Source organism: Zunongwangia atlantica 22II14-10F7 (assembly GCF_002094855.1).
Taxonomy (GTDB): Bacteria; Bacteroidota; Bacteroidia; order Flavobacteriales; family Flavobacteriaceae; genus Zunongwangia; species Zunongwangia atlantica.
On record NZ_ARYN01000013.1, the window covers coordinates 22,047 to 35,742 of the forward strand.

The following is a 13,696-nucleotide window of genomic DNA, read 5'->3' on the forward strand; positions in this document are numbered from 1 at the left end:
AAGCTCCCACCGAAAAGTGGGAGCTTCTAAAACTTCGAATATTAATTGAGGTCTAATTCAAATTACCATCCTGGGTTTTGTTGTTCGGCTAGGGTTGGATTATTATTAACTTCTTGTTGTGGTATTGGCCATAAGAATCTATAATCTGAGTAAGGAACAGCCTGTACACCATAAGGCCCTTCAAATGGTGTTCCCAATTCATACTCTTCAGCATTAGGAACTGAGTTTGCGTATTTTTGAGGAATACCATCATAATCGATATATTGATCATTCTGTAAACGGTGAATATCTGGCCAACGGCGACCTTCCATTAAAAACTCAATTCTTCTTTCAGCAATAATAGCCTCTACTAAAGCATCTGTATTCGCAAAATCTGAAGCTGTGTAGCTTTGTGTTGCAGGATTAGCTAAGGCTCTGTCACGCACCATATTTAAATACTCGATAGCATCATCTGTTTGACCTAATCTAGCAGAAGCTTCTGCCATACTTAATACTGTTTCAGCAAATCTTATTACAGGTGAAGGATCTGTATAGGTTACATCATCTTTATATTTCAAAGTATACTTAACTCCTGATCTGGTAGAAATTAAAGAACCTTCTTCTCTTCGAAGATCATCCTCTAACCAATATGAATCTCTCCAGATTATAGGACTAACTACTACTAAACCTCTTCGGTTATACTGAGATGCAAGAGCAGCGTTAACCCCTGGATTATTATTTGCTGTATTTTCTATAGAAAATATAGACTCTGAGTTTGAGTATCCACTTTCAAATGGTACACCAGGTGTTTCAGTTAAAGAATACACGCCCATTAAACGCTCTCCTTCCTGTAAAACCATATCCCAATCGTTCATGTGTAAATAAGCTCTTACTTTAAATGCGATAGCAGCTTCTTGTGTTGCTCTAATAAGCCCAGCTGTTCCTCCGCGCTCATCACGAGTTGGCAGCAAAGATTCTGCCATATCAAGATCTTCCAGAATTCTTGTATAATTCTCTGCAACAGTATTTCTTCCCTGCATTAAACCGTCAGCTATATTTGCTTCAGTTGTAAAAGCAACATCTCTATAAGGCACTCCTAAATGACCTGCATCTGGAGTATCATCATAAGGACGTGCAAAATGAAACATTAATTCTAAATGTGAAATTGCACGCATAAAATAAGCTTCTCCAGAATACTCATCACCTAATTCAGCATCTATAACACCATTTTCAACAGCAGTACTCACTCCATCTAAAATGATATTAGCTCTATTTATTAATCGATAAGTATCACTCCAGTAATACACATTATTAGCTGTAGTTTGATCGTAAGTTGCGGTATAAGTTAACTGATAAAAAGTAGCAACATTTACTACATCTTCACCACGGTTATCACCTTGTTGCACAAAGGCAGCTCCAAATGGATAACCACGACCATTCCCTCCATAATCACCTCTTTGTGCTGCGTTATACATTCCTGTTACAGAAAGCTCTATTAAACCGGGAGTAGAAAAAGCTGCATCTTCAGATATTTGATTATAAGGCTCTAGATCTAAGACATTCTCTTCGTTACAAGAAGCGAAAAGCAGGAGTAAGGCAACAATAGCTGATTTACTCATTAAACTTAGAATTATATATTTTTTATTATTCATATTCATATTTATTTTCTAATTCTACAATCCAATATTCACCCCAAGAGAAAACACTGAAGATCTTGGCGTTAAGTTAAGATCTACTCCATTAACTTCCATCTCTGGATCTGCACCAGAATAATCTGTAATTATCCAAAAATTCTGACCCTGAGCGTAAATTCTCATTTTAGTTAAACCTATGGATTCTAAAACATCTGATGGCAAAGAATAACCTATACTTAAATTGTCTAATTTGATAAAATCTCCATCCTCTACGAATCTTGTTGTAGCACTAGAGCTTAGGTTCACAAAGGTGTTTGATGCAGCCCACAATCTAGGCGTCCATCCATCCCCAGGATTTTCAGGACTTTGCCATCTACCTAGAATTTCAGTACCATTATTTGTAAAGTTTTGGTTTAAAAGATCTCTTCTTGTAGCATTGAAAATCTTGTTACCACCACTAAACCTGAATAAAAATCCCATATCAAAATTCTTATAGGTAAAATTAGATCCAATACCACCAAAGAATTTTGGTATACTATTGCCAAGTATTGTTCTATCGTCTACAGAGCTTAAACTTGCAGATTGTGAAACATCCCCGGGATTAGAAGGATCGAACACGGCGTAAGTACTTGTAGGTATATTTCCTTGTACTAAGCTACCATCTCCTTTATAGTAAACAGGGTTTCCATTTTCTGGATTTACTCCCCAATATCTAAATCCATAGATAGAGTTAATCGATTCTCCTTCTCTGGTTATTGTATAGTTATTACCTGAAATCCTATCCTGACCGTTAACTAAAGATTTAACTTCGTTATCTACAAAAGAAACGTTACCGTTTAAAGTCCAGGTGAAATCTTCAGTTGAGATCATTCGTGCTTCAAGAGCGATTTCAACACCACTATTTTCTATTGCACCAATATTAGAACTATAACTATTCCCTGGGATACCAAGTGACATTGGTGTTTCTAAATCTAGAATTAAATCGTCTGTATCATTTAAGAAATAATCAAAATTAAGACTTAGCCTGTTATTAAACATTCTTAAATCGAAACCAAAATCGTACTTAATACTTGTTTCCCAACGTAGGTTATCATTTCCGAATTGAGCATAAGCAATACCATTAGCATCCCCATACTGTGCAGATCCGTAAAGACCTAAATAAGGATAATTTCCTATTGAAACATTCCCTACTCTACCATAAGAACCTCTAAGCTTAAGATCTGAAATAAAACCAACATTATCCATAAAAGCTTCTTCAGAAATCGTCCAACCAGCAGAAACTCCAGGAAAAGTACCATATCTATTTGCTTCAGGTAGAGAAGACAATCCATCACGTCTTAAACTCCCCTGAATAAAATACTTTTCTCTAAAATTATAGTTAATTCTACCCGCATACGATATAAACCCGTTCTCTGAAAAACCACCTCCAGAACCCTGAATTCCGTAAGAACCACTAATTAGGTTTCTATTGAAAAACTCGTTTGAAAGATCTGTTCCTGTACCAGAGAAGCTACGATCTTCCTGCTTTTGATATTCAGTAATAAGCACAACTCCAAGATTATGATCTTCCCCAAAGGTATCGTTATAACTTAGGATATTTTGCCAGTTCCAGCGTACTCTGTCATTATTACTATTTTGCACTCGGCCATTAGATCCCTGACCGTCTCCATGAACTGGACTATAATATAAGAAACCATTAGTTCCTATTTGATCGACACTCACCTGAGTTCTAAAATTAATTTCTTCTATAGGTGAAATATCGGCGTAAACATTTGCGATTAATCTATTAATTTTAGAATAGAAATCATTATTCTCTATTGGATACATAATATTAGGAAGATTATCTCCTATTAAACCAATATTATCCCATCTTCCAACAAGATTATCAAATTCAAAGTCAATATTATAACCTGTAGGATGATCTGGATTATAAATCGGCACGTTTGGATGTTGCCTTGTTGCACTAAAAATGTTTCCAGAAAGAGAGTTACTTCCTGTATTTAATCCTGTGTATTCTGTTCTGGTAAAACCAGCATTCATACCCACACTAATCCAGCTACTAACTTCTTGATCTAGATTTGCTCTAAGTGTATATCTAGTCATTTCGTTAGGATTTGCAACACTTTCCTGATCTGTATATCCTAAAGAGAAATAATATTTTGTACTAGATGTACCTCCAGAAACAGAAAGTCCATAATCTTGCTGTAAAGCGCTACTTCTTAATACGGCATCCTGCCAATCTGTATCAAAATCTGTCCCTGCAGCCCAATCTGCCTGTCCTCTATTTGACCTTTTTTCGTTGGAAATCATTACGAAATCCTGACTCCCTAATAAATCAAATTTTTCTGGAGAAGCAAAACCTACCGTAGAATTTACATTTATAGAAACTCTACCTTCACGACCAGATTTTGTAGTTATTAAAACAACTCCATTCGCAGCTCTAGAACCATAAATAGCTGTTGCAGAACCATCTTTTAATATTTCTATCGATTCTATATCATTAGGGTTAATATCCCCTAAGGCATTTGTAGAAGCATAACCTCCAACATCCCCGGTATAAATAGGAATACCATCTACAACAATAAGTGGATACGTTCCAGAAGTAATGGAAGCAATACCACGAATTCTAAAACGAGGCGATTCACCAATAATACCGCTTTGTGTAGTTACCTGAACCCCGGCGGCTCTACCTGCCAATTGAGACTCGAAACTTGGTGTTATTAAATCTGAAATTTCATCTCCTTTAACCTGTGAGATTGCTCCAGTAACTTCGCGTTTGGATTGTATGCCCCCATAACCAGTAACCAGTACTTCGTCTAATACCTCATTGCTGGTCTCAAGAGTAACATTAATTTGATTGGAATCCCCTACTGTAACTTCTTTTGTTACATATCCCACGAATGAAAATACAAGTTTTTGTCCAACCGAAGCGTTTATAGAGTACTCCCCATCAAAGTTGGTTTGAACACCTCTATTAATAGACGGAATTGTAACATTCACACCCGGAACAGCCATCCCATTTTCATCGTAAACTACCCCCGTAATTTCTTTCTCTTGAGCAAGCCCTACATAAGAAATCAAGAACATGAAGTAAATCAGTAATCTTTTTATCATATTAATAACTTTTTTTGTTAATCTAAATGTAATAATTCAGCACAATCGATTCACAAGAGCCATTATATTTACTAAATTGAAATAAAAACCACGTTTTACTGAATAATTCATTTTTTATTTAACCTAAAAACAAACAAAACGTTTACGTATAAAATTTATTTAAGAATTGTATAAAACTAAATCAGGGTAACATATTCCAACGAATTAACTGAGAAACGTCAAATTGTAAAGTCTAGGGAATCATTTTAGCCAATAAAGAGACCGAAAAAAATTTCGAATTAAAAGCTATAGGTTTCGTGTGCAGAGATTTCTAAAAGATAAAAACCCCGTTTGCTTTACCCTACATTGCAAACGAGGTTTTCAGACTAACACTAAAAATTATATCATTTGATTTGAGCTATCAAATTCATTTTCAGGATGCAAATTTAAAAACTTAAAATAAATTTAAGAATATTTTAACTTTTTTAACACCTTTTATCACTCAAATTCATCCTTTTGCCGATAAACAAAACTTACGACACCCCTAATATGATCTTAAAATTGATTCAAAAATCAATAAATAGGATAATTTAGATATTACCTAAACCATGAAAATCTTTATATATTTGACTATCAAAATATTTCCCTCCAATTTTTAATAAAATTGCTATTTGCTATATAAATTTATAATTGTACATTTGCACCCCTGAATTTCCCTATGCTACAACTTTGGGATCAGGAATGGAATGTTTAATTATTAAGTAAATTTATTTAGTGTGGACACATTAAGCTACAAAACAGTATCAGCCAACAAGGCGACAGTAACCAAAGAATGGGTACTTGTAGATGCTGAAGGACAGACTTTAGGCCGCCTATCTACTAAGGTAGCAAAAATCCTTAGAGGTAAGTACAAGCCAGACTTCACCCCACACGTTGATTGTGGAGACAACGTAATTGTTATCAACGCAGACAAAATCAACTTAACTGGAAAGAAATGGGATGCTAAAGAATACATCCGTCACACAGGCTATCCAGGTGGACAAAGAAGTCTAACTGCTTCAGAATTATTTACAAAAGCGCCAGAGCGTCTTGTTGAGAAAGCAGTAAAAGGAATGCTTCCTAAAAACAAATTAGGATCAGCACTTTTCCGTAATTTAAAGGTTTATGCAGGAGCAGAACACGATCAAGAAGCTCAAAAACCTAAAACTATTAACTTAAACGATCTTAAGTAATGGAAGTAATTCACAAAATTGGTCGTAGAAAAACGGCTGTTGCACGTGTTTATGTTTCTGAAGGAAAAGGGAACATCACTGTAAACAAAAAAGATCTTAACGATTACTTTACTACAAGTACTTTACAATATAAAGTAAACCAACCTTTCAATCTTACTGAAAACGCAGGTTCTTTTGATGTAAAAATCAACGTGTATGGTGGAGGAATCACAGGACAGGCAGAAGCTATCCGCCTTGCTTTATCTAGAGCAATGGTAGAACTTAACGAAGAGAATAAAACTACTCTTAAGCCAGAAGGATTACTTACAAGAGACCCTAGAATGGTTGAACGTAAGAAATTTGGTCAGAAGAAAGCTCGTAAGAAATTCCAGTTCTCTAAACGTTAATATTTATTGGGCAGTTACCCAATTAAGTTCATTTAAATTAAAAATTTTGTTGTTATCTCGATCATTGTTATCGAGAGTTAGTTTAGCATCTAAACGATTAGGGCCATACTTAACAAGTAGCCACCTGGTTGTTGCTATCTCAACAGAAAGTAAACTATTACAAAAATGGCAAATAAAGTAGAAGTTAAAGAATTACTTGATGCAGGTGTACATTTTGGACACCTTACAAGAAGATGGAATCCAAACATGGCTCCTTACATCTATATGGAGCGTAATGGTATTCACATCATCAACCTATATAAAAGTGCTGCTAAAATGGAAGAGGCTGGTGAAGCCCTTAAAAAAATAGCAGCTAGCGGCAGAAAAATACTTTTCGTTGCTACCAAAAAACAAGCAAAAGAAATCGTAGCTGAGCAAGCTGACAAAGCAAACATGCCTTACATCACAGAAAGATGGCCAGGTGGTATGCTTACCAACTTCGTTACTATCCGTAAAGCTGTTAAGAAAATGGCTTCTATCGATAGAATGAAAAAAGACGGTACTTTTAATACTCTTTCTAAAAAAGAACGTCTTCAGGTAGATCGTTTAAGAGCTAAGTTAGATAAAAACTTAGGATCTATTGCAGATATGACCAGACTTCCAGGTGCATTATTTGTTGTAGATATCACTCGTGAACACATCGCAATAAAAGAAGCTCAAAAATTAAACATTCCAATTTTTGCTATGGTAGATACGAATTCAGATCCTCGTGAAGTGGATTATGTAATTCCTGCTAACGACGATGCTTCTAAATCTATCAACAAAGTAGTTTCTTATGTTTCAGAAGCTATCGTAGAAGGTTTATCTGACAGAAAATCTAACAAAGATTCTAAAAAAGCTGATAAAGAGGCAAAAGCCACTAAGAAAGCTGATAAAGCAGAATCTAAACCAGAAACTGTAACAGCAGACGCTTCTAACGAAGAAGAATAAAAAATAACATTTTGGTAAATTATATGAGTCGTTTAGTTTCTTTCTTTACAAATTAACTAAGCGACTTATTCATTAAAAACTAAAACAACTATGGCAAAGATAACCGCCGCTGAAGTAAATAAATTGAGAAAAGCGACAGGAGCAGGAATGATGGACTGTAAAAAAGCTCTTGTTGAAGTTGATGGTGATTTTGACAAAGCAATCGAAGTTCTTCGTAAAAAAGGACAAAAAGTAGCTGCAAAAAGAGCTGATAGAGAATCTTCTGAAGGTGCTGCTATCTCAAAAGTAAATGCAGATGCTACTAAAGGTGCTGTTATTTCTTTAAATTGTGAAACAGATTTCGTGGCTAAAAACGATGATTTCGTAAAATTAGCTAACGATATTGCAGACCTAGCCCTTAATTTCTCTACAAAAGAAGAGCTTTTAGCTGCAGATTACAATGGTATCTCTGTACAGGATAAACTTACTGAGCAAACAGGTGTAATAGGTGAGAAAATCGAGATCGGATCTTTCAAAACATTAGAAGCTCCTTTCGTAGGTTCTTATATTCACGCTGGTAACAAAATTGCTGTTTTAACTGGTCTTTCTAAAAATGTAGAAGGTGCTGAAGAAGCTGCAAAAGACGTTTCTATGCAAGCTGCTGCTATGAATCCTGTTGCTCTTAACGAAGAAGGTGTAGATCAAACTACTATCGAAAAAGAAATTGAGATCGCTAAAGATCAATTAAGAGCTGAAGGAAAACCAGAAGAGATGTTAGATAACATCGCTAAAGGTAAAATTAAGCGTTTCTTTAAAGATAACACTTTAGTAAACCAGGCTTTCATTAAAGACAACAAACAAAGTGTTGCAGAATATGTAAAATCTGTAGATTCAGATCTTAGTGTTGTTGCTTTTGAAAGAGTTGCTTTAGGAGAATAATTTCTTCGGAAAAATATATTTATAAAAACCGCTTCTTTTGAGGCGGTTTTTTTATTTTAAATCTATGTCTAAAAAACCATTTATATTTAAACAATTTGAAGTACAGCAGGATCGATGCGCCATGAAAATAGGCACAGATGGTGTACTTTTAGGCGCATGGGCCGATATTCCAGAAAATACAAATAGTATTTTAGATATTGGCACTGGCACAGGCGTAATCGCTTTAATGATGGCTCAACGCTCATCTGCACAACTTATCGATGCCTTAGAGATCGATGAGAATGCTTACGAACAAGCCGTTGAAAATTTTGAACAAAGCGACTGGGGCGATCGTCTTTTCTGTTATCATGCCGAATTTGGTGAGTTTGTTGAAGAAATGCAAGATGAAGAAAAATATGATCTAATTATATCCAATCCTCCATTCTATAATTCAGATTACAAAACCACTTCAGAAGAACGCGATATCGCTCGTTTTCAGGACGCCCTCCCATTCAAGCTTTTACTGGAAGGATCAACCTATTTATTATCTGAAAAAGGGAAATTAGCCGTAATTATCCCAAAGAATCAGGAAGAAAATTTTCTGGATATCGCTAAAAATTTCGGTCTTTTTCCAGAAAAGATCACATACGTAAAAGGCTCTCCAACCGCAGAAATAAAAAGATGTCTAATTCTATTGAATATCAATTCAACTAAAACAGCAAAAGACGAATTAATTATAGAACACGACAGACACCAATATACCAAAGAGTATAAAAATCTCGTTTCTCCTTTCTACTTGAAAATGTAATTTCTATTGATTCCTAGTAAAAACTTGGTTACATTTAATGAAACTACACTGTACACATGAAACCAGATCTTTTTACTTCGCCAGATTATTACAATCTTGATGATTTACTGAACGACGAACATAAAATGGTTAGAGAAGCCACTCGTTCGTGGGTTAAAAAAGAATTAAGCCCAATAATAGAAGATGCCGCTCAGAAATCTGAATTTCCCAAAGTACTACTAAAAGGCTTAGCTGAAATTGGTGCTTTTGGCCCCTATATTCCTGAAGAGTATGGCGGTGCTGGTCTAGACCAAATTTCTTATGGCATTATGATGCAGGAAATTGAAAGAGGCGATAGTGGCATACGCTCTACCGCATCTGTACAATCTTCTTTGGTAATGTATCCCATCTATGCTTATGGATCTGAAAAACAAAAAAAGAAATATCTTCCTAAATTGGCTTCTGGAGAATTAATTGGATGTTTTGGTTTAACTGAACCCGATTTCGGCTCAAATCCCAGCGGAATGCTTAGCAATTTTAAAGATGAAGGAAATCATTACTTACTTAATGGAGCTAAATTATGGATTTCTAACGCTCCTTTTGCAGACATCGCCATAGTATGGGCTAAAAATGAAGAGGGTAGAATACACGGACTTATAGTTGAACGAGGCATGGAAGGCTTTTCTACACCAGAAACTCACAACAAATGGTCCCTTAGAGCAAGTGCTACCGGAGAATTAATCTTTAATAATGTAAAAATCCCAAAAGAAAATCTTTTACCTAATAAAAACGGATTGGGCGCACCACTTGGTTGCCTCGATTCAGCTCGATATGGGATTGCCTGGGGAGCTATTGGCGCTGCAATGGATTGTTATGACACTGCATTAAGATACGCTAAAGAAAGAATACAGTTTGGTAAACCAATTGCCGTAAAACAACTTCAGCAGAAAAAATTAGCTGAAATGATCACTGAAATCACAAAAGCGCAATTATTAGCCTGGCGCCTGGGAAGCTTAAGAAATGAAGGGAAAGCAACTTCGGCACAAATATCTATGGCTAAGAGAAATAATGTAGAAATGGCCCTAAAAATCGCTCGTGAAGCACGACAAGTCTTAGGTGCGATGGGAATAACAGGAGAATACAGCATTATGCGCCATATGATGAACCTGGAAAGCGTAGTTACTTATGAAGGTACACACGATATCCATCTTCTTATTACAGGACTAGATATCACAGGACATTCGGCCTTCTAGAAAAATTCATGTTGAAATTCGATAAAATCGACTATAATTTTTTAAAACTTATTCTTAATTATAAAAGATCAAAACAAGGGCAACGTTTACAACGCTTGCCTTTTTTATATTTCTCACAACATTCTTTTTTCAATTTCACTTCCTTTTTAGGCACAACTCCGTCTATCCTAAGGAAATCTTTAGATTTTTCAGAATAAAAAATAATGATATGAAAATGAGTTAATCCAATCATAATACCTTTCAATTTAAAGAGAATTACCGAAATTTGCTACCAACATTCTTTAAAAAGACTGTTATAATTTTAAAATCCCTAAGCTAGCTACTATTTTTGCAGCAAATTTAAGTGAAGCTATGATCAAAGACATCAATAAAGTTCTAAAACCACAGGTAGAAACTTTACTAAACCACTCCTTATATGCAAAAGTGACTTCTCCCAAAGAATTACAGATATTTATGGAGCATCATGTTTTTGCAGTTTGGGATTTTATGTCTTTACTAAAAGCTTTGCAACAAAGTCTTACCAAAACTACAAATCCGTGGTTTCCTGTAGGCGATCCTGAAACAAGATATTTAATCAATGAAATTGTACTAGCCGAGGAAACCGATGTTAATTTCTACGGAAAACACCAAAGTCATTATGAAATGTATATTGATGCTATGGAAAAAGCAGGTGCAAATACCACCAAAATCAATAAGTTTCTAGACCAGGTAATTCACGGCACAGATATTTATTTAATTATCGCGGCAAGCGATTTACCGTGGAGTATCAAGCAATTCTTAAAATTTACTTTTGAAACTATTTCTGAAGGTAAACCACATAAAATCGCTTCTGCTTTTACTTTTGGAAGAGAAGGATTAATACCAGGCATGTTTACCTCTATTATTGGTAATATTCAGAAGAATTTTCCTGAAAAAGACCTTCAATTATTCAAATATTACTTTGATCGCCATATAGAACTAGACGACGATGAGCATGGGCCCATGGCTTTTGAAATGATTGCACATCTTTGTGGTAATGACACCAAAAAATGGCAGGAGGTTGAAGCTGTAGCGCAAAAAGCTTTAGCCGCAAGGATTGAATTATGGGATGGTATTGAAAAGGAAATTCAGGAAGAAAAAATACTAAAATGAAAACCCGAATCCAATATTAAAGATTAATCCATCAAATAATAAACTTTGCGGAGCCTCATCTGCAGCAAAAAGTTCATCAAAACTTTCAGATTCTCTTCTAGTCTCGCCATTGTATGTAAAATCGAATTCGATATCCTCTGGATAAGAACTAAAGGCATAACCCACTTCTGGCCTAAAGTAAAACAAACCTCCAAGTTTAGCTCCTAATTTAAGATTGAAGGAATTGTGCGTAAAATCTATATCTGCAGTGCCTTCGTAACTCTGCACATCTCCATACATTTCTGGCTGATAATCGTAAATTGTAGCATCAAAATTTAAACTACTAAAACTTGCCCCTACATAAAGCCCCTTGCCCGGTTTAAAAAGGTAATAATTTAATCCTCCTTCAAAATAACTAAACTTAACATCTGGATCCTGACTATTATTATCCTCTTCAACATCATCGCTTAAAAATTCAGATAAAAACCCAAAATTGATATTAGAATATTCAACATTGGCAGCAAGGCGATTATTAAAAAGCGGAGTAACATATTCTACATTCCCTCCAACGATATTTGGGAATCCTACTTTTACTCCTATTCTTAATGGTCTTATTTTCTCACCATATTCACCTATAGATTGCGCAGAGACACTAAAACCAAAAAAAATTACAGAAACAAAACAAACTAATTTTGAAATTTTCGAGAGAGCTTTCATATTTTAAGTTTGTTTAAAATTAGAATACCTTTGAAACAAAAAAAATACCCGAAATTGGGTATTTTTAAGTCAAATTTATTTTTTGAAAATTAGGTTGATTCTGGCGCCAGCTTAACCTCTAAACCATCTAAATCCTCTGTAATAGGAATTTGGCAACTTAAACGGCTATTATCTTCTACAAAGAATGCCTGATCTAACATATCTTCTTCCTCAAAACTTTGCTCTGGCAACATATGCTCTAAATTAAGCACATAACACTGGCAAGAGGCACACATCGCCATTCCCCCACAAATACCTACGGTACCTTCAGGAGCAAGTTCGTAAGAACGGATTACTTCCATTAAATTCATATTCATATCTGTAGGTGCGTCTACAGTATGCGCTTCACCTTCTCTGTCGATGATGGTAATTTTTATATCAGACATGTTTCAATATTTTGAAGCTTGATGCTTCTACTACTAATTTATACTCTTAACAACTTCTTTTTTGGCTTCTTTTCTACTTCCGTCGAAACCATTTACGCCACTAACAGTGGTATATTTCATCACATATTTCTTATCTGGAAAAATACGCTGATAAGCACTTTGGCACATAATTGCTGCCTCATGAAAACCACAAAGAATAAGCTTTAATTTACCAGGATATGTATTTACATCTCCAATAGCATAAACGCCTGGAATATTGGTTTGATAATCGTACGTATTATCCACCTTTATCGCATTCTTTTCTATTTCTAATCCCCAATCACCAATTGGCCCTAGTTTAGGAGATAAACCAAACAATGGGATAAAATAATTGGTTTCTTTAATCTCTTCGCCCAAAGCGGTATCCTTATGTCTAATTACTACAGCATCAAGATTGTCTTCTCCCTTAAGATCAACAACCTCTGCATTAGTAATAAGTTTTATTTTTCCGATTTTAGATAATTCTTCAACCTTTTCCACGGAATCTAAAGCTCCTCTAAACTCTTTTCTACGATGAACCAAAGAAACTTCTGAAGCCACATCGGCAAGAAAAATAGCCCAATCTAAGGCAGAATCTCCCCCTCCGGCAATAACAACTTTTTTATCGCGATAAACTTCTGGTTCTTTAATCATATACGCCACACCCTTATCCTCGAAATTTGCAATATTCGCAATAGGCGGCTTTCTTGGTTCAAAACTTCCCAAACCTCCGGCAATAACAACAACCGGCGCATGATGCTTAGTTCCTTTATTTGTAGTAACTATAAAACTCCCATCGTCTTGTTTATCGATAGTTTCAGCACGTTCTCCTAAGGTGAATCCAGGTTCAAATGATTTGATTTGCTCCATAAGATTACTCACAAGATCTCCTGCAAGCACCTCCGGAAAACCAGGGATATCATATATTGGTTTTTTAGGATATATTTCTGAACATTGCCCACCAGGTTGTGGCAAGGCATCGATAAGATGACATTTTAATTTTAACAATCCTGCCTCAAAAACAGTAAAAAGTCCTGTTGGCCCTGCACCAACAATTATCATATCTGTTTTAATCATGCTGCTTGGGTTAATTTAAAGTCTACTCGAAAATTCATTTTTATTTCATCTAATATCGATCTCTATTGCATCCGGAAAACAAAAATTATTTTCTAATAATTACCCCTAGTGTTATTTTA

Annotated in this window: 13 protein-coding genes; 7 read left to right on the plus strand and 6 right to left on the minus strand. The window is 35.3% G+C overall.

Features of this window, described 5'->3' with window-relative positions; genetic code table 11:
- Positions 1 to 62: 62 nt before the first annotated feature.
- Positions 63 to 1,598: a RagB/SusD family nutrient uptake outer membrane protein gene (locus IIF7_RS14110; protein ID WP_245801646.1), complete on the minus strand. Its 1,536-nt coding sequence runs from the start codon at positions 1,596 to 1,598 to the stop codon at positions 63 to 65.
- A gap of 54 nt (positions 1,599 to 1,652) precedes the next feature.
- The gene (locus IIF7_RS14115) at positions 1,653 to 4,727 is read right to left on the minus strand and encodes a SusC/RagA family TonB-linked outer membrane protein (RefSeq protein WP_084842348.1); all 3,075 of its coding nucleotides are present in this window, start codon (positions 4,725 to 4,727) and stop codon (positions 1,653 to 1,655) included.
- A gap of 755 nt (positions 4,728 to 5,482) precedes the next feature.
- Here IIF7_RS14115 and rplM point away from each other — a divergent pair.
- From rplM to IIF7_RS14145, 6 genes are all read left to right on the plus strand, one after another.
- Positions 5,483 to 5,938, plus strand: coding sequence for a 50S ribosomal protein L13 (gene rplM / locus IIF7_RS14120; RefSeq protein ID WP_084842349.1), 456 nt, complete (start codon positions 5,483 to 5,485; stop codon positions 5,936 to 5,938).
- Positions 5,938 to 6,324 (plus strand): 30S ribosomal protein S9, encoded by a 387-nt coding sequence (rpsI, locus tag IIF7_RS14125; RefSeq protein ID WP_084842350.1) that lies wholly within the window; start codon positions 5,938 to 5,940, stop codon positions 6,322 to 6,324. The genes rplM and rpsI overlap by 1 nt, the downstream gene beginning before the upstream one ends.
- A 165-nt stretch (positions 6,325 to 6,489) precedes the next feature.
- Complete coding sequence (gene rpsB / locus IIF7_RS14130) at positions 6,490 to 7,293, plus strand: 30S ribosomal protein S2 (RefSeq protein ID WP_084842351.1); 804 nt, start codon at positions 6,490 to 6,492, stop codon at positions 7,291 to 7,293.
- A 90-nt stretch (positions 7,294 to 7,383) separates the two neighbouring features.
- The gene (gene tsf / locus IIF7_RS14135) at positions 7,384 to 8,211 is read left to right on the plus strand and encodes a translation elongation factor Ts (RefSeq protein WP_084842352.1); all 828 of its coding nucleotides are present in this window, start codon (positions 7,384 to 7,386) and stop codon (positions 8,209 to 8,211) included.
- 64 nt (positions 8,212 to 8,275) lie between these two features.
- A complete protein-coding gene (locus tag IIF7_RS14140; RefSeq protein ID WP_084842353.1) occupies positions 8,276 to 8,998 on the plus strand; it encodes a tRNA1(Val) (adenine(37)-N6)-methyltransferase in 723 nt (240 codons plus the stop codon).
- Positions 8,999 to 9,054: 56 nt separating this feature from the next.
- Positions 9,055 to 10,230, plus strand: a complete 1,176-nt coding sequence (locus tag IIF7_RS14145; RefSeq protein ID WP_084842354.1) for an acyl-CoA dehydrogenase family protein — start codon at positions 9,055 to 9,057, stop codon at positions 10,228 to 10,230.
- A gap of 58 nt (positions 10,231 to 10,288) precedes the next feature.
- On the opposite strand, the gene IIF7_RS20870 is transcribed toward IIF7_RS14145, so the two are convergent.
- Positions 10,289 to 10,462: a hypothetical protein gene (locus IIF7_RS20870; protein WP_176218965.1), complete on the minus strand. Its 174-nt coding sequence runs from the start codon at positions 10,460 to 10,462 to the stop codon at positions 10,289 to 10,291.
- A gap of 119 nt (positions 10,463 to 10,581) precedes the next feature.
- Between IIF7_RS20870 and IIF7_RS14150 the strand changes: the two genes are divergently transcribed.
- Complete coding sequence (locus IIF7_RS14150) at positions 10,582 to 11,361, plus strand: DUF3050 domain-containing protein (RefSeq protein WP_176218966.1); 780 nt, start codon at positions 10,582 to 10,584, stop codon at positions 11,359 to 11,361.
- Here IIF7_RS14150 and IIF7_RS14155 read toward each other — a convergent pair.
- The 3 genes from IIF7_RS14155 to IIF7_RS14165 all read right to left on the minus strand — a co-directional run bounded on the left by IIF7_RS14155 (position 11,353) and on the right by IIF7_RS14165 (position 13,577).
- Entirely contained in the window at positions 11,353 to 12,057 is a 705-nt protein-coding gene (locus IIF7_RS14155) for a hypothetical protein (RefSeq protein ID WP_084842355.1), read from the minus strand. The genes IIF7_RS14150 and IIF7_RS14155 overlap by 9 nt on opposite strands.
- An 89-nt stretch (positions 12,058 to 12,146) precedes the next feature.
- Positions 12,147 to 12,482: a 2Fe-2S iron-sulfur cluster-binding protein gene (locus IIF7_RS14160; protein ID WP_084842356.1), complete on the minus strand. Its 336-nt coding sequence runs from the start codon at positions 12,480 to 12,482 to the stop codon at positions 12,147 to 12,149.
- A gap of 33 nt (positions 12,483 to 12,515) precedes the next feature.
- Positions 12,516 to 13,577 carry an NAD(P)/FAD-dependent oxidoreductase gene (locus IIF7_RS14165; protein WP_084842357.1) on the minus strand — a complete coding sequence of 354 codons (1,062 nt, stop codon included), beginning with the start codon at positions 13,575 to 13,577 and terminating at the stop codon, positions 12,516 to 12,518.
- Positions 13,578 to 13,696 lie beyond the last annotated feature (119 nt).

Excerpts from the sequence above, each read along its gene's own strand:
- IIF7_RS14110 (WP_245801646.1), bottom strand. The coding sequence starts at position 1,598 with ATGAGTAAATCAGCTATTGTTGCCTTACTCCTGCTTTTCGCTTCTTGT.
- IIF7_RS14140 (WP_084842353.1), top strand. The coding sequence starts at position 8,276 with ATGTCTAAAAAACCATTTATATTTAAACAATTTGAAGTACAGCAGGAT.
- rpsB (WP_084842351.1), top strand. The coding sequence starts at position 6,490 with ATGGCAAATAAAGTAGAAGTTAAAGAATTACTTGATGCAGGTGTACAT.
- IIF7_RS14160 (WP_084842356.1), bottom strand. The coding sequence starts at position 12,482 with ATGTCTGATATAAAAATTACCATCATCGACAGAGAAGGTGAAGCGCAT.
- IIF7_RS14155 (WP_084842355.1), bottom strand. The coding sequence starts at position 12,057 with ATGAAAGCTCTCTCGAAAATTTCAAAATTAGTTTGTTTTGTTTCTGTA.
- IIF7_RS20870 (WP_176218965.1), bottom strand. The coding sequence starts at position 10,462 with ATGATTGGATTAACTCATTTTCATATCATTATTTTTTATTCTGAAAAA.
- IIF7_RS14115 (WP_084842348.1), bottom strand. The coding sequence starts at position 4,727 with ATGATAAAAAGATTACTGATTTACTTCATGTTCTTGATTTCTTATGTA.
- IIF7_RS14145 (WP_084842354.1), top strand. The coding sequence starts at position 9,055 with ATGAAACCAGATCTTTTTACTTCGCCAGATTATTACAATCTTGATGAT.
- rpsI (WP_084842350.1), top strand. The coding sequence starts at position 5,938 with ATGGAAGTAATTCACAAAATTGGTCGTAGAAAAACGGCTGTTGCACGT.
- IIF7_RS14165 (WP_084842357.1), bottom strand. The coding sequence starts at position 13,577 with ATGATTAAAACAGATATGATAATTGTTGGTGCAGGGCCAACAGGACTT.
- IIF7_RS14150 (WP_176218966.1), top strand. The coding sequence starts at position 10,582 with ATGATCAAAGACATCAATAAAGTTCTAAAACCACAGGTAGAAACTTTA.
- tsf (WP_084842352.1), top strand. The coding sequence starts at position 7,384 with ATGGCAAAGATAACCGCCGCTGAAGTAAATAAATTGAGAAAAGCGACA.